General features: G+C 68.8%; 18 protein-coding genes. 4 read left to right on the top strand and 14 right to left on the bottom strand.

The genetic code is table 11. The features are described from left to right. Nucleotides 1-111: 111 nt before the first annotated feature. The 12 genes from ACFXKA_RS09495 to dop all read right to left on the bottom strand — a co-directional run bounded on the left by ACFXKA_RS09495 (nucleotide 112) and on the right by dop (nucleotide 13,423). Nucleotides 112-840 (bottom strand): DUF4333 domain-containing protein, encoded by a 729-nt coding sequence (locus tag ACFXKA_RS09495; RefSeq protein ID WP_354832188.1) that lies wholly within the window; start codon nucleotides 838-840, stop codon nucleotides 112-114. Between the two features lie 112 nt (nucleotides 841-952). Further along, entirely contained in the window at nucleotides 953-3,649 is a 2,697-nt protein-coding gene (locus tag ACFXKA_RS09490) for a DEAD/DEAH box helicase (RefSeq protein WP_379426797.1), read from the bottom strand. 3 nt (nucleotides 3,650-3,652) lie between these two features. After that, nucleotides 3,653-4,627 carry a twin-arginine translocase subunit TatC gene (tatC, locus tag ACFXKA_RS09485; RefSeq protein WP_379426796.1) on the bottom strand — a complete coding sequence of 325 codons (975 nt, stop codon included), beginning with the start codon at nucleotides 4,625-4,627 and terminating at the stop codon, nucleotides 3,653-3,655. A 134-nt stretch (nucleotides 4,628-4,761) separates the two neighbouring features. Further along, entirely contained in the window at nucleotides 4,762-5,031 is a 270-nt protein-coding gene (gene tatA / locus ACFXKA_RS09480; protein ID WP_354832182.1) for a Sec-independent protein translocase subunit TatA, read from the bottom strand. Between the two features lie 65 nt (nucleotides 5,032-5,096). After that, nucleotides 5,097-6,128 carry a 2-dehydropantoate 2-reductase gene (locus ACFXKA_RS09475; protein WP_354832180.1) on the bottom strand — a complete coding sequence of 344 codons (1,032 nt, stop codon included), beginning with the start codon at nucleotides 6,126-6,128 and terminating at the stop codon, nucleotides 5,097-5,099. Next, nucleotides 6,125-7,228, bottom strand: coding sequence for a YafY family protein (locus tag ACFXKA_RS09470; RefSeq protein WP_354832178.1), 1,104 nt, complete (start codon nucleotides 7,226-7,228; stop codon nucleotides 6,125-6,127). The genes ACFXKA_RS09475 and ACFXKA_RS09470 overlap by 4 nt, the downstream gene beginning before the upstream one ends. Further along, nucleotides 7,225-8,217 (bottom strand): YafY family protein, encoded by a 993-nt coding sequence (locus ACFXKA_RS09465; RefSeq protein WP_354832176.1) that lies wholly within the window; start codon nucleotides 8,215-8,217, stop codon nucleotides 7,225-7,227. Before ACFXKA_RS09465 ends, ACFXKA_RS09470 begins: the two co-directional genes overlap by 4 nt. Nucleotides 8,218-8,351: 134 nt before the next feature. Next, the gene (gene pafA, locus ACFXKA_RS09460) at nucleotides 8,352-9,710 is read right to left on the bottom strand and encodes a Pup--protein ligase (protein WP_354832174.1); all 1,359 of its coding nucleotides are present in this window, start codon (nucleotides 9,708-9,710) and stop codon (nucleotides 8,352-8,354) included. Between the two features lie 202 nt (nucleotides 9,711-9,912). Further along, nucleotides 9,913-10,683, bottom strand: coding sequence for a proteasome subunit alpha (prcA, locus tag ACFXKA_RS09455; protein WP_354832172.1), 771 nt, complete (start codon nucleotides 10,681-10,683; stop codon nucleotides 9,913-9,915). Beyond that, nucleotides 10,680-11,540 carry a proteasome subunit beta gene (prcB, locus tag ACFXKA_RS09450; RefSeq protein ID WP_354832170.1) on the bottom strand — a complete coding sequence of 287 codons (861 nt, stop codon included), beginning with the start codon at nucleotides 11,538-11,540 and terminating at the stop codon, nucleotides 10,680-10,682. The genes prcA and prcB overlap by 4 nt, the downstream gene beginning before the upstream one ends. After that, a complete protein-coding gene (locus ACFXKA_RS09445) occupies nucleotides 11,537-11,731 on the bottom strand; it encodes a ubiquitin-like protein Pup (RefSeq protein ID WP_033089305.1) in 195 nt (64 codons plus the stop codon). Before ACFXKA_RS09445 ends, prcB begins: the two co-directional genes overlap by 4 nt. Nucleotides 11,732-11,923: 192 nt before the next feature. Continuing rightward, entirely contained in the window at nucleotides 11,924-13,423 is a 1,500-nt protein-coding gene (dop, locus tag ACFXKA_RS09440) for a depupylase/deamidase Dop (RefSeq protein WP_354832167.1), read from the bottom strand. 132 nt (nucleotides 13,424-13,555) lie between these two features. Here dop and ACFXKA_RS09435 point away from each other — a divergent pair, with 132 nt between their 5' ends. Continuing rightward, nucleotides 13,556-14,779 (top strand): DUF418 domain-containing protein, encoded by a 1,224-nt coding sequence (locus ACFXKA_RS09435; RefSeq protein WP_379426795.1) that lies wholly within the window; start codon nucleotides 13,556-13,558, stop codon nucleotides 14,777-14,779. 74 nt (nucleotides 14,780-14,853) lie between these two features. Here the strand turns inward: ACFXKA_RS09435 and ACFXKA_RS09430 are convergent, their stop codons facing one another. Further along, nucleotides 14,854-15,585, bottom strand: coding sequence for a TetR/AcrR family transcriptional regulator (locus tag ACFXKA_RS09430; RefSeq protein ID WP_379426794.1), 732 nt, complete (start codon nucleotides 15,583-15,585; stop codon nucleotides 14,854-14,856). 94 nt (nucleotides 15,586-15,679) lie between these two features. Here ACFXKA_RS09430 and ACFXKA_RS09425 point away from each other — a divergent pair, with 94 nt between their 5' ends. Both ACFXKA_RS09425 and ACFXKA_RS09420 read left to right on the top strand, forming a co-directional pair. Further along, nucleotides 15,680-16,600 (top strand): diiron oxygenase, encoded by a 921-nt coding sequence (locus ACFXKA_RS09425; protein ID WP_379426793.1) that lies wholly within the window; start codon nucleotides 15,680-15,682, stop codon nucleotides 16,598-16,600. Then, nucleotides 16,597-16,947 carry a DUF4873 domain-containing protein gene (locus tag ACFXKA_RS09420; protein ID WP_379426792.1) on the top strand — a complete coding sequence of 117 codons (351 nt, stop codon included), beginning with the start codon at nucleotides 16,597-16,599 and terminating at the stop codon, nucleotides 16,945-16,947. The genes ACFXKA_RS09425 and ACFXKA_RS09420 overlap by 4 nt, the downstream gene beginning before the upstream one ends. Nucleotides 16,948-16,965: 18 nt before the next feature. On the opposite strand, the gene ACFXKA_RS09415 is transcribed toward ACFXKA_RS09420, so the two are convergent. Next, nucleotides 16,966-17,655 (bottom strand): TetR/AcrR family transcriptional regulator, encoded by a 690-nt coding sequence (locus ACFXKA_RS09415; RefSeq protein ID WP_354832157.1) that lies wholly within the window; start codon nucleotides 17,653-17,655, stop codon nucleotides 16,966-16,968. Between the two features lie 127 nt (nucleotides 17,656-17,782). On the opposite strand from ACFXKA_RS09415, the gene ACFXKA_RS09410 reads away from it, so the two are divergent. Next, nucleotides 17,783-18,238 carry a nitroreductase family deazaflavin-dependent oxidoreductase gene (locus tag ACFXKA_RS09410; protein ID WP_354832155.1) on the top strand — a complete coding sequence of 152 codons (456 nt, stop codon included), beginning with the start codon at nucleotides 17,783-17,785 and terminating at the stop codon, nucleotides 18,236-18,238. Nucleotides 18,239-18,240 lie beyond the last annotated feature (2 nt).

Here is an 18,240-nt window from a genome sequence, read left to right as displayed (position 1 = left end):
TACTCGTCAGCGACGACCAGCCAACCCCTGGCAAACGCGAGGGCCCGGCCGCGATCATCCGATCACGCCCGGGCCCAACACAATTGCCCAGTTCCCCCGCCCGGAAAAAAATCAGCTGGGGCGGCCGACCTCGTAGGTGCCGTCATCCTTGGTGATCTTGATGGTCACCTTCTTGCTCTCGCCACCCACCTTGAGGGTGCAGTCGAAGGTCTTGTCGACCTCGACCTTCTGACCCGACGGGCAGCTCACGTCCTGGACGTCGTCGATGCCGTAGGAGTCCTTGAGCACCTTCTGCACCCCGGACTGCACCGCCTTGTTGTCCAGCTGGTCCTTGCTCAGCAGCCAGGCCAGACCGCCGCCGGCCGCGGCCAGCACCACCACCACGGCGACCACGATCCCGATGATCAGACCGGTCTTCTTCTTGCCGGCGGGCGGCTGCTGCGGCTGCGGCCACTGCTGGCCCGCCTGCTGGTTCCAGTCCGGCTGACCCGGCTGTCCGGGCTGACCCTGCTGCGGCCACTGCGGCTGCGACTGTCCCCACTGCTGGTCACCCTGCGGCTGCTGCCACTGCGGCTGGCTCTGCCCCCACGGCTGCTGCACCGGCTGCTGCGGCTGCGACTGGCCCCACGGCTGCTGCGGCTGGCCCTGCCCCCACTGCTGGGCCGGCTGCTGCTGTTGCGACGGGTCGCCCCACTGCGTGGTCGGCTGGGCGGGCTGCTGGCCACCCCACTGCTGAGTCGGTCCGGCGCCGGGCGCGGGCTGCTGACCGCCCCACTGCTGCGTCGGATCGTTGCCTCCCCCTTGACCAGGGGCGTCATTCGGTCCGTACGGGCCGCTCATCTGCTTGCCTCCAATAGCAATCCGTTGTACTCACGCTAGCCCCCCGAGCGGGCACACGCTCGTGTCCCCACTGCGGTCGGTACATCCAAGAATCAAAGCACAGTCGTATCTACTACGCCGCGTCCACGGCTACGACACCCCGGCGGATCGCCCGCACCGCCTTGCTCGCCGTGGCCGCCACCTCGAGGTCGTCGGCGGTGCTGTGAATCTGGTCCAGCAGATCGATGACCTGGCGGCACCAGCGCACGAAATCGCCCGCGGAGAGCGGGTTTCCGCGATCGCCGCTGGCGAGCAGCGCATCGGCGAGATCGTCGCCGCGGGCCCAGGTGTAGACACCCGTGACGAAACCGAGGTCGGGTTCGCGGGTGGGCTGCACCCGGTGCCGGGACTCGTCGGCGCGCAACTGCGACCACACCCCGATGGTGGCGTCCACGGCCCGGCGAATCGGCGCGGTCGGGCCCGAAGCGCCCAGGTAACCGCCCTCCTGCCGGGATTCGTACACCAGGATGGACACCACCGCGGCCAGCTCGGCCGGGCCGAGCCCGCGCCACAGTCCCTGCCGAAGGCTTTCCGCCACAACCAGATCCGCCTCGGCGTAGATGCGGGCCAGGCGGCGGCCGTCCTGGGTGACCTCGCCGTGCTCGACATAGCCGCGCTCCTCGAGCAGCCCGAGGATGCGGTCGAAGGTGCGTGCCAGGGAGTTGGTGGTGGCCGCCACCTGCTGGCGCAGGTGCTCGGTCTCGCGCTCGACCCGGTTGTAGCGTTCGCCGATGCGCGCGAGCTGTTCCCGATCCGGCCGCGAGTGCGCCGGATGATTGCGCAATGCCCGCCGCAAGGTCTGCAGCTCGCGGTCGTCGGCGGCCTTGGACTTGCCGCCGCCCTGCCGCCCGCGCCGGGGCACGGTGATGCCGGTGCTGCGCAGCGCGGACGCCAGGTCACGGCGCACCCGCGCGGTGCGATGGTCGACATGCTTGGGCAGCCGCAGCCGGCCCAGTGATTCGGCCGGCGTCGGGAAGTCGGCGGCCGAGACCCGGCCCGCCCACTTGTCCTCGGTGAGCACCAGCGGACGCGGATCACCCGGTGTCGCATCGGGTTCCAGGATCACGGCCAGACCCTGGCGGCGTCCGGACGGAATCACCACCACATCACCGCGCCGCAGCGTGGTGAGCGCGGACACCGCGGCCTGCCGCCGGTCGGTGCGGCCTTGCCGTTCCAGGTGCCGCTCCCGGTCCCGGACTCGTTCGCGCAGCTGGATGTATTCGAAGAAGCTCTCGTCGCCGAGCTGCGAGCGCAGCTTGCGGAGCTGGGCCTCGTTGCGTTCGATGCCCCGCACCAGGCCCACGACCGACCGGTCGGCCTGGAACTGGGCGAAGGACCGCTCCAGCAGCGCCCGCGACTCCACCGCGCCCATGCGATCGACCAGATTGATCGACATGTTGTAGCCCGGCCGGAACGACGACCGCAGCGGATAGGTCCGCGTCGAGGCCAGACCCGCCACCGCGCTGGTGTCCACCTCCGGCTGCCACAGCACCACCGCGTGGCCCTCGACGTCGATCCCGCGCCGCCCGGCCCGCCCGGTGAGCTGCGTGTACTCCCCCGGCGTCAGCTCGGCGTGGCTCTCACCGTTGAACTTCACCAGCCGCTCGAGCACCACGGTCCGCGCCGGCATATTGATGCCGAGAGCCAGTGTCTCCGTGGCGAACACGGCCCGCACCAGCCCGCGCACGAACAGTTCCTCGACCGTGTGCCGGAAGGCGGGCAGCATGCCCGCGTGGTGGGCGGCGAAGCCGCGGTGCAGCGCCTCGCGCCACTCCCAGTACCCGAGCACCTCGAGGTCACTGCGCGGCAGGTCCCCGGTGTGCTTCTCGATGATCGCGTCGATCTCCGCGCGATCGTCCTCGCGCGAGAGATCCAGCCGCGAGCGCACGCACTGTGCCAGCGCGCCATCGCATCCGGCGCGGCTGAAGATGAACGTGATCGCCGGCAGCAGCCCCTCGTCGTCGAGCCGGGCGATCACCTCCGGCCGCGGCATGGGCCGGAACGAGCGCCGCGGCCCGCCGCGACCGCGCCCCGGCACCGCCCAATTGTCCATCCGGTCAACGGCTTCGCGATGCTTGATGTAGCGCTGCAGGTCCCCGTCCACGATCACCTTGGCGTCGCTGGACTTCGGGTCGAACAGGTCGAACATGCGCTTGCCGACCATGACGTGCTGCCACAGCGGCACCGGCCGGGTCTCGTCCACGACCACCGCGGTGTCACCGCGCACGGTCTCCATCCACGCGCCGAACTCCTCGGCATTGGAGACCGTCGCGGACAGGCTGACCAGGCGCACCTCCGGCGGCAGGTGCAGGATGACCTCCTCCCACACCGCGCCGCGGAAGCGGTCGGCCAGGTAGTGCACCTCGTCCATGACGACGTACGAAAGCCCGCGCAGCGCATCCGAACTCGCGTACAGCATGTTGCGCAGCACCTCGGTGGTCATCACCACCACCGAGGCGTCGGGATTGATGGACTGGTCGCCGGTCAGCAAGCCGACCTCGTCGCGACCGTAACGTTCGGTGAGATCGGCGAACTTCTGGTTCGACAGCGCCTTGATGGGCGTGGTGTAGAAACACTTCCCGCCCGCGGCCAGCGCCAGATGCACCGCGAACTCGCCGACCACGGTTTTGCCGGCGCCGGTGGGCGCGCAGACGAGCACACTGTGCCCGCCCTCGAGCGCCTCACACGACTGCCGCTGGAACGGATCGAGCTCGAATTTCAGTTCGGCGGCGAATGCCGCCAGTTCGCCAGTAAGCGACCTTGATGTCACTTTTCAGAGAGTATCGGAGTAATCCGACACGCCTCGCGTTGTTTTCTCGAGCGGTGTCGCGGCCACCGGTTCCGCGGTCGGCACCGGAGTCGGGGCGTCGACACCGCCGGGCGTGGTGTCCAGCGGGGACGCCTCGTCGTCGGCCAGCTTGTCCCAGGCCTCCGCATTGCGGGCCCGGCGCTTGTCGTTGAGGCGCGCGAACTGCACCGCGATCTCGAACAGCAGCGTCAGCGCGAGCGCCAGCGACAGCATGGAGATCGGGTCCTGCGGGGTCACGATGGCCGCGAACACGAACAGGCCGAAGATCAGTCCGCGCCGCCACTTGGTGAGCCGCTGATAGGTCAGCACCCCGAGGAAGTTCAAACCCACGATGAGCAAAGGGGTTTCGAAGCTGACACCGAAGATGACCAGCAGCTTGATGATGAAGCTGAAGTACTGCGCACCGCTCAGCGCGGTGATCTGCACATTGTTGCCGATGGTCATCAGGAAGCTGAGCGCGTGGGCGACCACCCAGTACGCCAGCACCGCGCCGGTGACGAACAGCGCCGCGCCCGCCGCCACGAACGAGATCGCGTACTTGCGTTCCTTGGCGTACAGACCGGGCGTGATGAACGCCCACAGCTGATACAGCCAGAACGGGCTGGCCACCACCACACCCGCGGTGGTGCCGACCTTCAGGCGCAGCGTGAACTGCTCGAAGGGCGCGGTCGCCAGCAATCGGCAGGCGCCGTCGGTGCTCAGATTGGCCCGCGAGGAGGCGGGCAGATCACAGTAGGGACCACGCAGGATCTCGCCGAGACTCTCGATCCCGAAGATCGAATGCGAGTACCAGAAGAACCCGAACAGGGTGCCGATCGCGACCCACGCCAGCGCGATGAGCAAGCGCCTGCGGAGCTCCGAGAGGTGCTCCACCAAGGACATGGTGCCGTCGGGGTTCGTGCGGCGCTTGCTGCGCCGGGGATCGAACGGGATGCGCATGTGTGTGTGACTGCCTCCGCCTTGCGGCCAAAGAAGACGCGGGCGCTACTGCCCGCCCCTGACGATCCGGAGAAACCGGACCCGGACAACGCCTCATCCGGGATGAGCGGCGCTCATCCCGGCTGGTCGTGGCCTCAGGCCTTCTGCTGGTCGTTCGGCTGCGGCGTGGGCTGCACCGGCTGGGCGGGCGGCAGCTGGGCCGGCGGCTGCACCGGCTGGGCCTGGGCCTCGGGAGCGGCCTCGCCCGTCTTGCCCTCGTTCTGCATCTGGCTGACCTCGGTCTTGAAGATGCGCATCGAGCGACCCAGGCTACGGGCCGCGTCGGGCATGCGCTTCGAACCGAAGAACAGCAAGAAGATCAGCACGACGATCAGCAAGTGCCACGGGCTGATGGCGCCTGTCATTCCATTACCTCCAAAGACTCTGGTGAGTCCGATGCTACCGGACCCGCATATCGCGAAGCTTGTTGTCAACCCTTGTTCGCCGCGCCGTCACGGGCGGCGTCGGTGAGCTGTTCCAGCAATTCCGGGCCCGACCAGGTGCGCCGGTCGCCGTTCTCCGCAGCTGACACGAGTTCGATCAGCTTCTGGTTCACCGGCGTGGGTATTCCTACCATGGCCCCGAGACTCACGATTTCACCGCACAGCCAAGGGATTTCGGTTTTGCGTCCGGCAGCCAGGTCGTCGGCCATGGACGAGCGGGCCACCGGATCGACTGCCAGCACCTTTCCGGCAACCCGGCGGAAGAGGCCATCGGGCACGGTCAACAGCCGGGCCATCAGCTCCGGCGGCAGCGGCGTCAGCCGGGCCGGGCGGATGCGGGCGGCCGCCATCACGTCCAGGGCCTCCCGCTGGGCCAGCGCCAGGCAGCGGCGGTAGTCGCGGGCACCGAGTTCCTCGCGCAGCGGGCGGCCCGACAGCGCGTTGATGGGATTGTTCAGGTTCAGCAGCAGCTTCGCCCACTGGATGGGCAGCAGATCGGCATACCGTTCGAAGCCCAGACCGGACTGGGCGAAGACCGGGGCGAACCGGTTGAGCACGGGGTCGTCGGCGACGTCGACCGTGCCCGCGGTGCCCCGGTGGAAGCGGCCCTGACCGTGATGAACGACATTGAACATGACCATCCCGGCCAGCACCACACAGGTGGGCAGGAGCTCGCGGATGACCGCGTCGTTGCCGATGCCGTTCTGCAGGCTGATCACCACGGTGCCGGGCCGCAGCAGGCCGGCCAGTTCGGCGGCGGCGGTGGCGGTGGCCGCGGATTTCACGGTGATCAGCACCAGATCGGCATCGCCGGCGGGCTCGGTGACCGCGCGGAAGGCATCCGGTTCGACTCGCGCGTCATTGCCGTCCAGATCGGTGAGCCGCAACCCGAAGGTGCGCAGTTCCTCCACCACGCGCGGCCGTCCGACGAAGGTGACCTCGGCCCCGGCCGCGGCGAGCCGGCCGCCGACGTAGCAGCCGATGCTGCCCGCCCCCAGCACCGTCACACGGAAACTCAAGCGGGACCGACCCCCTCGAGCCCGGCGTAGGCGGCCAGCGCCGAGCTGGACCGCTCGCGCACCGCGGTCACCAGTTCGACCGGGCCCAGCACGGTGACGCCGGCGCCGAAGCCGAGCAGCAGCCGCGCCATCCAGTCCAGGGTGGCGAAGCGCATGGTGGCCTCGACGCTGCCGTCCGGGTGGGCGGTGACCCGGTGCATCGGGTACTGCTCGAGCACCCAGGCGTAGTCGGGGCGAATCAGCAAGCGCGCCAGCGGGACCGCGGGATCGTCGACGAACAGGTCCAGCGCGGCGGTCTCGTCCGCGGCGGCCTCGGCGGGCGGGCGAGCCGGCTCGTCGAGCTCGGTGGCCTCCTCGATGCGGTCGAGGCGGAACAGGCGCACGCCCTCGGCCTGCCGGCACCACGCCTGCAGGTAGCTGTTGTTGTCCACCAGCACGATTCGGATCGGGTCCACGATGCGCTCGGAGACCACGTCGCGGCTGGCCGAGTAATAGACCAGGCATAGCGCGTGATCGTGCTCCAGCGCGGACCGGACGGTCGCCACGGCGGGCGCCTCGACCGGCACGGGGAGCGGCGGTCCGGCGAATTCCCGTCCGGTGATGGCGGATTCGATCTTCGCGATGGCCGCGTGCGCCGCGCTCGGATCCACCATGCCGGGCAGGTCCGCGATGGAGCGCAGCGCCACCAGCAGCGCGGTCGCCTCCAGGGAGGTGAGCCGCAGCGGTCGGTCGATGCCCGCGGAGAAGGTGACCTCGATGCTCTCCTCGGAGAACGACAGGTCGATGAGATCGCCCGGACCATATCCGGGCAGGCCGCACATCCACAGCTGGTTGAGGTCGGTCATCAGCTGCTTGGAGGACACGCCGAGTTCGGCCGCCGCCTCCGCCGCACTGATGCCCGGATTGGCCTGGAAGTACGGAATCATGTTGAGCAGCCGGGCCAGCCGGGTCGAGAGCCGGCTGGTGCTGGCCGCCGCGCTCCCCCGCCGGTCCTTCGCACCATCGGAAGCCCGTGCGCCCTCACCGGTTCCACCCCGGCGCGCGCCGCCGGCGTCGATCACATTGTCTCCCCGGCGTTTCCGCGACGCAGCCTCGCTCATGCCGACACCTCCGTCCGCTCCAGCACCGACTTCAGGCGCGCGATCACATTCTCGCGCAGGTCTTCCGGGGCGAGCACCAGGGCGTCCGCGCCGAGTCCGGTGATGAGCCGGGCCAGCCAGTCCCGGGATCGGATGGGCACCTCCACGATCGAGCCGGAACGTCCGCCGAGCGTGCGCTCCTCCATGACCGGTCCGAGCCGGCGGATCTCCTGCCCGCGGCCCTCGGCCACCCACACCGTGGCCGAGCCGCTGATCGGGGTCTGCGCGGTGACCTCGGCGACCACGGCCCGCAGGTCCAGGTCCTCGGGTTTGTGCACCGCATTGGCCGGGCCGTACTCGGTGACGTCCTCGTCGATGCGGGAGATGCGGAACACGCGCTGCGCGTCACGGACATTGTCGTGCGCGACCAGATACCAGCGGCCGTGGTGGGTGACCACACCCCAGGGCTGTACGTCCCGTTCCACCGGATCTCCGTGGGACTGACGGTGTTTGAACGTCACCGCCCGTCCGGCGTCGATGGCCGCGAGCAGTTTGCCGAGCACCGGTTCCGAGCCGCGGGTGCGGGCCGGGACCGCGGGCACCGCCGACACCCCGGCGTCGGGCTCCACGTGGATACCGGCCGCGCGCAGCTTGAGCAGTCCGCCCTCGGCGGCCGCGGCCAGCTCCGGGGACTCCCACAGCTGCACCGCCACCGCGACCGCGGCGGACTCCTCGCTGGTCAGATCGATATCGGGCAGTTCGTACGCATCCCGGTTGATGCGGTAGCCCTCGACACCCGAATACCGGCTCACCGGACCGATTTCCAGGGGTATGCCCAGATCGCGCAGCTCGTTCTTGTCGCGCTCGAACATCCGGCTGAACGCCTCGTCGCTCGCGGACTCCTCGTACCCGGCGACCGACTCCCGGATACGCTCCGCGGTCAGGAACTGCCGGGTGGACAGCAGCGCGATAACCAGATTCATCAACCGCTCGACCTTGGATATCGCCACCCCGTAGAGAGTAATGGGCGTGTAGGCGATGTGGAGCACGGGCGGTCGCGTTTCCCCTCTCTCTGCCCCCGAACCGCCGGAGACAAACGCGGAACGGGCCGCGAACCGGAGGGTTCGCGGCCGGTTCACACTGCTCACATGGAGGCGATGAGGCGATCCACGCGCTCGTCGACCGAGCGGAACGGGTCCTTGCAGAGCACCGTGCGCTGGGCCTGATCGTTGAGCTTGAGGTGGACCCAGTCGACGGTGAAGTCGCGGCCCGCCTCCTGAGCGGCGGTGATGAAATCGCCGCGCAGCTTGGCGCGGGTGGTCTGCGGCGGCGTGGTCACCGCCGCGTCGACCGCCTCGTCCTCGGTGATCCGCTTGGCCAGACCCTTGCGGGCGAGCAGGTCGAAGACGCCGCGGCCGCGCTTGATGTCGTGGTAGGCCAGATCCAGCTGGGCGATCTTGGGATCGGACAGCTCCATGTTGTAGCGGTCCTGGTAGCGCTGGAACAGCTTGCGCTTGATGATCCAGTCGATCTCGGTGTCCACCTTGGCGAAGTCCTGCGCCTCGACGGCGTCCAGGGTGCGGCCCCACAGATCCACCACGGCGTCGACCTGCGGGTCGCGGTCGCGGTTGCGCAGGTGCTCGACGGCGCGGGCGTAGTACTCACGCTGGATGTCGAGCGCCGAGGCCTGCCGGCCACCGGCCAGCCGCACCGGGCGACGGCCGGTCAGGTCGTGCGACACCTCGCGGATGGCGCGAATCGGGTTGTCCAGAGCGAAGTCTCGGAACGCGACACCCGCCTCGATCATCTCGAGCACCAGCGAGGCCGTGCCCACCTTGAGCATGGTGGTGGTCTCGGCCATGTTCGAGTCGCCCACGATCACGTGCAGACGCCGGTACTTCTCGGCATCGGCGTGCGGCTCGTCGCGGGTGTTGATGATCGGCCGGGAACGGGTGGTCGCCGAGGAGACGCCCTCCCAGATGTGCTCGGCCCGCTGCGACAGGCAGAAGGTGGCCGCCTTCGGCGTCTGGAGCACCTTGCCCGCACCGCAGATCAGCTGGCGGGTCACCAGGAACGGCAGCAGCACGTCGGAGATCCGGGAGAACTCGCCGGCGCGGACCACGAGGAAGTTCTCGTGGCAGCCGTAGGAGTTGCCCGCGGAGTCGGTGTTGTTCTTGAACAGGTAGATATCACCGCCGATACCCTCCTCCGCGAGCCGCTGCTCGGCGTCTATGAGCAGATCCTCCAGGACCCGCTCGCCGGCGCGGTCGTGGGTGACCAACTGCACCAGGCTGTCACATTCGGCCGTGGCGTACTCCGGATGGGAACCGACATCGAGGTAGAGCCGGGCACCATTACGAAGGAACACGTTCGAGCTACGGCCCCAGGAAACTACCCGGCGGAAGAGATACCGGGCCACCTCGTCAGGACTCAACCGACGGTGACCGTGGAACGTGCACGTCACCCCGAATTCGGTCTCGATCCCCATGATTCGTCGCTGCACCCTATCGACATTACAGCGGAGTTGTCGCCGGTAACGGGCTTGTCGGACAGCTGATGCAAACGTATTCACAACGATTTAGCACGGGATGCAACGTGGCACGCGCTCTACCCTGCGAAAAAGCAAGGCTCCTTTGCACTCTGCTATTGAGAGTGCAAAGGAGCCTTATCCCGAATAGCGGGATTTGCCTACGCCGGCGCGGGCCCTATGACGGGTCCCCGCTCGACGGCTTCTCGGCCTCGGCCGCCGCGTTCGCGGTCGGCGCCGTGCCGGTCACCAACTCCTGCAGCGCGGCGCCCTGGATGCGGCGGAACGCCCGCCGCGGCCGGGACTGCTCCAGGGTTGCCACCTCGAGCGAGGCGGAACCCAGGGTGCGCTGTTTGTCCTTGTCGCCCTCGGGGACGGCCTTCTGCAGCGCGGCCACCGCCGTGGCGATGGCCGAATGCAGATCCATGCCCGGCTGGTAGGAGGCCTTGAGGGCGGTGGTGATGGGGTCGGTGTTGCCGCCCATCACCACGAATTCCCGCTCGTCGACGATGGATCCGTCGAAGTTGATGCGGTAGAGCACCGAGTTCGAGGACTGCTCCGGATAGCCCACCTCCGCGACGCAGATCTCCACCTCGTAGGGCTTGAGCTGGTCGGTGAAGATGGTGCCGAGGCTCTGCGCGTAGAGGTTGGCCAGGAAGCGGCCGGTGACATCGCGGCGGTCGAACTGGTAGCCGCGCAGATCCGCCTGCAGGATGCCCCCGCGGCGCAGCGCCTCGAACTCGTTGTACTTGCCGACCGCGGCGAACGCGACCCGGTCGTAGAGCTCACTGATCTTGTGGAGGGTGGCCGAGGGGTTCTCGGCCACGAACACCACACCCTTGTCGTACACCAGCACCACGACACTGCGGCCCCGTGCGATGCCCTTGCGCGCAAGTTCGGTCTTGTCGCGCATGATCTGTTCGGCCGACGCGTAATACGGCAGTGTCATGCTTCGCCGATCCCCTCTGCCGCCAGCGCGGCCCGCTCCTCCACCATCGCCCGCGTGATCTCCTTCAGGCGCTCCTCGGTCACTTCCTCGGAGCCCTCGGCGTCGATCACGATCGCGGTCGGGTAGATGTTCCGCATCGTGTCGGGCCCACCGGTGGCGGTGTCGTCGTCAGCGGCGTCGAAGAGCGATTCGATCGCGATCCGCAGCGCCCGGTCCTGATCGATCCCGCGCGCGTAGGTCTTCTTCAGCGACGACTTGGCGAACAGTGAACCCGACCCCACCGCGGTGTACCCGAAGCGCTCTTCGCTGCGGCCGCCGACCACGTCGTAGGACACGATGCGCCCGGACTTGTCCGGGTCCTGCGCGTCCGGGTCGAAGCCGACCAGCAGCGGCACCACCGCGAGACCCTGCAGGGCCGCGGGGAGGTTGTCGCGCACCATCTTCGACAGCTTGTTGGACTTGCCGTCGAAGGTGAGGGGCACGCCCTCGATCTTCTCGTAGTACTCGAGTTCCACCGCGAACAGGCGGATCATCTCGATCGCCATGCCCGCGGTGCCGGCGATGCCGGCCGCGGAGTAGGTGTCGGTGATGTACACCTTCTCGATGTCACGGCTGGCCAGCAGGTTGCCCTGGGTGGCCCGGCGATCGCCCGCGATCAGCACACCGCCGCGGTAGCTGACCGCGACGATGGTGGTGCCGTGTGGCGCTATGTCCGACGGCACGCCCGGATTGGGGTGCGTGCCGTCGGGTCGGATTCCGTTGCCGGGCAACAATTCCGGAGCGTGCAAACGCAGGTACTCGGAGAAAGAGGATTGGGCGAACCCCAACTGGAGCCGCAGGGGGTCACCTTGGGTCACTGGCCGCCCTTCTGCACGTATGCGCGGACGAAGTCCTCCGCGTTCTCCTCGAGCACGTCGTCGATCTCGTCGAGCAGGTCGTCGGTTTCCTCCGCCAGCTTCTCGCGACGCTCCTGTCCCGCCCCGCCGTCGCCGACCGGGCCCTCGTCCTCGTCGCCGCCACCGGCGCGCTTGGTCTGCTCTTGTGCCATAGCAGCCGACCTCCTCTGTGATCATCGGCGAGCACCGGAGAAGATCCGATGCTCGTCCCCCAACACTACCCACCAGCGGGGACAACATGCCGGATTAAGCGTCATTGTGCTGTTGCCGCGATCTCCCCGCCGCCATGTCGCGGACACGAAAAAGGGGTACGGGATTCAGTTCCCGTACCCCTTCCGCATGGCCTAGTGGGTCAGCTGCTGGACCAGTTCCGAGGCGGTGTGCACGCCGTCCAGGAGTTTGCCCACGTGGGACTTGGTGCCGCGACGGGGCTCCAGGGTGGGGATGCGGACCAGGGAGTCGCCGCCCAGGTCGAAGATGACCGAATCCCAGCTCGCGGCCGCGATATCCGCGCCGAAGCGGCGCAGGCACTCGCCGCGGAAGTAGGCGCGGGTGTCGGTGGGCGGGTTGGTCATGGCGTCGGTGACATCCTGCTCGGTCACCAGGCGCTGCATGGAGCCGCGGGCCACCAGGCGGTTGTAGAGGCCCTTGTCCAGGCGCACATCCGAGTACTGCAGGTCGACCAGGTGCAGCTTGGGCGCGGCCCAGGACAGGCCCTCACGGTTGCGCATGCCCTCGAGCAGGCGCAGTTTGGCGGTCCAGTCGAGCAGGTCCGCGGTTTCGAGGGGGTCACGCTCGAGCAGGTCCAGCACGTGGGCCCACTTCTCGATGACGTCCTTGGTGCGCTCGTCGTCGTTTCCGGTGCGGTCCATGAACTTCTCGACCCGGTCGAGGTAGATGCGTTGCAGCGCAAGGCCGGTCAGTTCGCGGCCGTCCGAAAGCGCAACGGTGGCACGCAGAGTCGGGTCGTGGCTGATGGTGTGCACGGCGGTGACCGGGCGGGCCAGCTGCAGATCCGAGAGGTCCTCGCCGGCCTCGATCAGGTCCAGCACCAGGGCGGTGGTGCCGACCTTGAGGTAGGTGGACCATTCGGCGAGGTTGGCGTCGCCGATGATGACGTGCAGGCGGCGGTACTTGTCGGCGTCGGCGTGCGGCTCGTCGCGGGTGTTGATGATGCCGCGCTTGAGGGTGGTCTCCAGGCCGACCTCGACCTCGATATAGTCCGCACGCTGCGACAGCTGGAAACCGGGCTGGTCACCGGACTGGCCGATGCCGACCCGGCCGGAGCCGCAGATCACCTGACGGGACGCGAAGAACGGGGTCAGGCCCAGGATGATCTGGTTGAACGGGGTCTCGCGGCTCATGAGGTAGTTCTCGTGGGTGCCGTAGGAGGCGCCCTTGCCGTCGACGTTGTTCTTGTACAGCTGCATGCGCGGGGCGCCGGGGACGCTGGAGGCGAAGCGGGCGGCGGCCTCCATGACGCGCTCACCGGCCTTGTCCCAGATGACCGCGTCCAGCGGGTCGGTGACCTCGGGGGCGGAGTACTCCGGATGGGCGTGGTCGACGTAGAGGCGGGCTCCGTTGGTGAGGATCATATTGGCCGCGCCGACCTCGTCGGCGTCGATCACCGGCGCGGGCCCGTTGAGCCGGCCGAGATCGAAACCGCGCGCGTCGCGCAACGGCGATTCCACCTCATAGTCCCAGCGTGTGCGCTTGGCGCGCGGCACGCCCTCGGCCGCGGCGTAGGCGAGCACCGCCTGGGTGGATGTGAGAATCGGGTTGGCCGACGGCTCGGTAGGCGTCGAAATGCCGTACTCGACCTCGATTCCGATGATGCGCTGCATGCGATCGAGCCTAGGCGAAAGGCACGCCCGGACGCGGCTGGACTGTCCGGGTTGGGGTCATTCGCTGGTCGTAGCCGGGGTCGTTCTCCCGGGCGATCCGCGCCGAGCTGCGGCGACGGCACAATGACCGGCATGGTCGAATCGGCTTCCGCCCCGCGCCCGGCGCTCGCGCCCACCCCCGGCGAGGACCCGAATCCCGTTTCCGCGCAGCCACGTTCGGGGCGGCTGGCGGCACTGGACGTGCTGCGCGGCATCGCCATTCTGGGGACGCTGGGCACCAATATCTGGATCTTCACCAATGCCGAAGGGCTGCTCGGCTACCTCTCGCGCGGTGACGAACCGCACGGAGCCTGGTTGTGGACCGAGCGGCTGCTGCAGCAACTGGTGCAGGGGAAGTTCCTGGGATTGCTGACCATCATGTTCGGCATCGGGCTGGCTATCCAGCAGCGATCGGCGGTGCGTGGCGGCCGGGCCTGGCCGGGCGGATATCCGGTCCGGGCCGGGCTGCTGCTGCTCGACGGGCTGGTCAACTTCTTCTTCGTCGCCGAGTTCGACGTGCTGATGGGGTACGCGGTCACCGGGCTGGTGGTGGCGTTCATCCTGGCGACGAGCCCGCAGGCACAACGGCGCTGGCTGATGGTGGCGGCGGGCATCCACCTGACCATGCTGTCGCTGATCGCCGTGGCGATCGTGCTGGGCCCCGGGGGCGGGGACGGCGGGCACCGGCCGCTGGACCCGAATCCGTATGCGGACGGCTCGTTCTGGGATCTGGTGGCCTTCCGCTGGGATCACGTGCTGCTGTTCCGGCTCGAGCCGATCTTCATCTTCCCGATGTCGATCGCGCTGTTCCTGGTCGGCGCGCGGCTGTTCCGGGCCGGGGTGTTCCGGCCCGAGGGCGCGCGAATCCGCAAGCGCCTCATGGTGATCGGGTTCGCGGTCGCCGCACCGGTCGATCTGATCCTCGGCCTGACCGGCGGCGACCTGATTCTGGTGACCCGCTACGGCACCGCGCCGCTGGTCTCGCTCGGCATCCTGGCCGTGGTCGCGGAGTGCTACGCGCACCGCCCGGACCCCGGCTTCGTCGCGCGCCGCTTCGCCGAGGTGGGCCGAATGGCGTTGAGCTGCTACATCGTTCAGAACCTGGTGTCGGGATTCCTGTGCTACGGCTGGGGTCTGGGGCTGGCGAGCCTGGTGTCGGCGAATGCGCGGGTGCCGTTCACCGCCGGGATCTATGTGCTGGTCTGCGCGCTCATGCTGGTGTTCGCCCATGTCTGGCTGCGCCGCTTCGACCGCGGGCCGGTCGAGTGGCTGTGGAATCGCAGCTACCGCGCGCTCACCGGTCGCGGAAGCCGCTGATCACTCAGCGGCCGTCCGAGTCACTCAGCCCGAGCTCGTCGCTGAGGCAGGCGAGGCGGATTCGGTTGTGCTGGTTACACCACCCGCGCGGCCTCCGCTCGGGACAGCAGTTCACTCACCACGGTGTCGCGGGTGAGGGGGACATCCAGGCTGCGGGCGTTGCCCTCGAGCAGCGCCAGGACCGATTCGGCGAGGATGCCCTCGACTTGCTCGGAGGACAAGGTGGGGGCGGCGCGCCAGCTGTTGACCACGCCGTCGACGAAGCCGACGGTGCCGAAGGCCATGGGGCGGGCCCGATTCCGGTCGATGCCGAAGCGCTCGAGGGCGTCGGCGAACAGGTCGGCGAGCCGGCCGCCGATGCGGTCGCGAGCGCCGGCCAGAGCGGTCGAGGCCTCGCCGTGCGGGTCGCCGACGGCCAGGAAGCGGTGCAGTTCCGGGTGGCGTTCGACCCAGCCGACGTAGCTGCCGACCGCGCCGCGCACCAGGTCGCGGACGGTGCCGTCGGGATGCAGGCGCGGCAGCAGTTCAGCGGTCAGGGATTCCAGGATGTGGCGGCGGATGGCGTCGTCGAGGTCGGCGCGACCGTCGAAGTGCCGGTAGACGACCGGGCGCGGGACCTGCAGGCGGTCGGCGATCTGCTGGACCGAGATCTCGGTGCCGTTCTCCTCGATGACGGCCAGCGCCGCATCGAGCATGTCGGCACGGCGCTGGGCCTTGTGGCCGTTCCAGCGGGTGCTGCGACCGTCGGCCGCCCGCTCTCGGTCCCGGAGGGAGGGCTGCGCGGGTCTGCGTCGGGTGCCGGTCACGGGCCTCACGATACTCACCTCACCGTTGACCGAGACAGTATGTAGCACTAATCTGAGTGTAACAGCCTGTATCAGTAACGAATCAGGAGCTGTCATGGGCGATCACGCTGTCTCCGCCCCCACGGCCGCCGCACTGCCCGGGCGTGAGTCCTTCGCTCAGCGCTTGCTGACCGGATCGGTCAAGAAGTCCTACGACCCGGTCGTCGACATGGACTGGGACGCCCCGCTGGATCCGGACAAACTGTTCCTGCCGCCCGAGGTCGTCTCGCTCTACGGCACCCCGTTGTGGGAGGGCATGACGCCCGCGCAGCGCCGCGAGCTCTCCCGCGAGGAGCTCGCCAATGTGCTGTCGGTCGGCATCTGGTTCGAGAACCTGCTCAACCGGCTCCTGCTGCGCGAGCTCATGGCAGGCGATCCGACCTCCCGGCATGCGCACTACACGCTCACCGAGATGGGCGACGAATGCCGGCACATGATGATGTTCGGCAAGCTGATCGAGCGCATCGGCACGCGGCCCTACTGGCCGAACCGGCTCGAGCGCTGGACGATCAGCGCCCTGCAGCTCTTCCTGCGAGGCTCGATGGTCTGGGTGGGTGCGCTGGTGGGCGAGGAGATCTTCGACGCACTGCAGCGTCGCACCCTCGACGATCCACAGCTGCAGCCGCTGGTGGCGCGGGCCATGCGGATTCACGTCACCGAGGAGGCGCGCCACATCGGGTTCGCGCGCGCGGCCCTGGCAGACCGGGTGCCGACCCTGTCGAAGACCGAAGTGCACTACACGCGACTGTGTGTCGCGGTCGCCGCTCCCCTGTTCGTCTACCTGATGACCAACTGGCACATGTACGTCCGCGCGGGCATCGAGGACGGGCGGGCGGCCCGGAAGCTGGCCCGCGCCAACCCGCATTCGCGGCGGGCGCTGGGGCTCGGCGCCGCGAATCTCGGTGCGTTCCTGGACGCACAGGGGCTGATGGGGCCGATCGGCAAACGTCTCTGGCGGCGGCGAGGGCTGCTGTGAGGTTCCGGCGAACCCGGCGCGACTCCCCCGCAGCGGCCGACCCGCACGCCGGCTTCACCGAACCCGAAGCGGCACCGGACTATTCGGGGCCCGCACTGCTGGACACCCCCGGTACCGAGGTGGCGGTGCGCGTGGCATTGACCGGGCATCTCGATCCGATCGATGGCCAATTCCACTGGCACGGGCGGATTTCCGCGGTCAATGGGAGCGAATTGCCCGATCCCGGCCGCGGGCAGGTGTTCCTGACCGTGCCGGGTAGTGCGCCCGCGCCCGGCGTGCTCGAGGAGCGGGACCCGTGGGGGAATCTGCGGATCGCCGGGGTCGGCGCGCCACCGTTCCCGCTGTAGCGCACCGAGGTTCGAGTGCTACTCGGTGAGCCCGATGAGGTCGGCCATGGTCTCGACCGAGTAGGCGAAGAACGGCCCGGCCGGGTCCATCGTGTTGTCCAGCTGCCCGAACAGCTCGAAGGTGACCACGCCGAACAGCTGGGTCAGGCCCACCATGGCGCGCGCCACCGCCGGTTCGGGCATGCCGGAGTTCAGGAATGCCGCGATCAGGGCGGATTGGGTCTCGAGTTCGGGGGTGAGGGTTTCCGCGGGCGTGGCCAGGGTGCCGGACTGCCAGGCCCGGTGGACGATGCCGAGGGCGGCGAGGGGTCCGCGCGACGCGGGTGCGACGGTGGTCTGCGGGGCGCGATAGCCCGGCACCGGTGATCCGTACACCAGCGCGTACTCGTGGGGGTGCGCGATCGCCCAGTCCCGCACGGCATTCGACAGGGCCCGCCACTGAGCGCGGGGGGCGGTCTCGGTCGCGACCGCGTGCTCGACAGCATCGCCGAGGGCGTTGTAGGCCTCGATGATCAGCGTGGTCAGCAGCTCGTCGCGACTGGGGAAATACCGGTACAGCGCCGAGGACACCATGCCCAGTTCACGGGCGATGGCCCGCAGTGAGAGCGCGGGTGCGCCGGATTCGGCGAGCTGCCGGCGCGCGGCGTCGGTGATCTCGCGGGTGATCTCGGCGCGGGCGCGGGCGCGGGCGGTACGGGGCACGCTCATTCCGACAGTGTGCCACGAATCGGATCACCGACAAGTTTCGAGAGCACTGCTCTTGACAACCCAGCGCCTTGCGCGCACACTGATCACATCAGAGAGCACCGCTCTCGCAAATCGAAGGAAGTGCCCCATGGACGCCCACACCGCCGCCACCCGCTACCTCGGCCCGAAGGGCCTGGACCCCTACATGAACCGCTTCTTCAACCTGCTGCCCAAACTCGGCATCAGCATCGCCGGCTCCCGGCTGCTGGCCGTGCGCGGCCGCAAGTCCGGCGAGTGGCGCACCACCCTGGTCAATGTCCTCACCACCGACGACGGCGCCCGCTACCTGGTCGCGCCGCGCGGGCACACCCAGTGGGTCCGCAACCTGCGCGTCGCGGGATCCGGCGAACTGCGCCTGGGCCGCAAGGTCCAGACCTTCACCGCCACCGAACTCCCCGACGCCGACAAGATCCCGGTACTGCGCGCCTACCTCGACCGCTGGGGCTGGGAGGTCGGCCGCTTCTTCGAGGGCGTCACCAAGCACGCCACCGACGCCGAATTGGCCGACATCGCCCCGGGTTTCCCCGTTTTCGCGCTGGCCTGAGG

The organism is Nocardia sp. NPDC059228 (genome assembly GCF_042754245.1).
In the GTDB taxonomy this organism is placed as follows: domain Bacteria; phylum Actinomycetota; class Actinomycetes; order Mycobacteriales; family Mycobacteriaceae; genus Nocardia.
Note: the sequence above shows the minus strand (reverse complement) of the source record. Positions and strands in the feature narration are given on the sequence as shown.

Excerpts from the sequence above, each read along its gene's own strand:
- ACFXKA_RS09495 (WP_354832188.1), bottom strand. The coding sequence starts at position 840 with ATGAGCGGCCCGTACGGACCGAATGACGCCCCTGGTCAAGGGGGAGGC.
- tatC (WP_379426796.1), bottom strand. The coding sequence starts at position 4,627 with ATGCGCATCCCGTTCGATCCCCGGCGCAGCAAGCGCCGCACGAACCCC.
- tatA (WP_354832182.1), bottom strand. The coding sequence starts at position 5,031 with ATGACAGGCGCCATCAGCCCGTGGCACTTGCTGATCGTCGTGCTGATC.
- ACFXKA_RS09470 (WP_354832178.1), bottom strand. The coding sequence starts at position 7,228 with ATGAGCGAGGCTGCGTCGCGGAAACGCCGGGGAGACAATGTGATCGAC.
- prcA (WP_354832172.1), bottom strand. The coding sequence starts at position 10,683 with ATGACACTGCCGTATTACGCGTCGGCCGAACAGATCATGCGCGACAAG.
- ACFXKA_RS09445 (WP_033089305.1), bottom strand. The coding sequence starts at position 11,731 with ATGGCACAAGAGCAGACCAAGCGCGCCGGTGGCGGCGACGAGGACGAG.
- dop (WP_354832167.1), bottom strand. The coding sequence starts at position 13,423 with ATGCAGCGCATCATCGGAATCGAGGTCGAGTACGGCATTTCGACGCCT.
- ACFXKA_RS09435 (WP_379426795.1), top strand. The coding sequence starts at position 13,556 with ATGGTCGAATCGGCTTCCGCCCCGCGCCCGGCGCTCGCGCCCACCCCC.
- ACFXKA_RS09425 (WP_379426793.1), top strand. The coding sequence starts at position 15,680 with ATGGGCGATCACGCTGTCTCCGCCCCCACGGCCGCCGCACTGCCCGGG.
- ACFXKA_RS09415 (WP_354832157.1), bottom strand. The coding sequence starts at position 17,655 with ATGAGCGTGCCCCGTACCGCCCGCGCCCGCGCCCGCGCCGAGATCACC.
- ACFXKA_RS09410 (WP_354832155.1), top strand. The coding sequence starts at position 17,783 with ATGGACGCCCACACCGCCGCCACCCGCTACCTCGGCCCGAAGGGCCTG.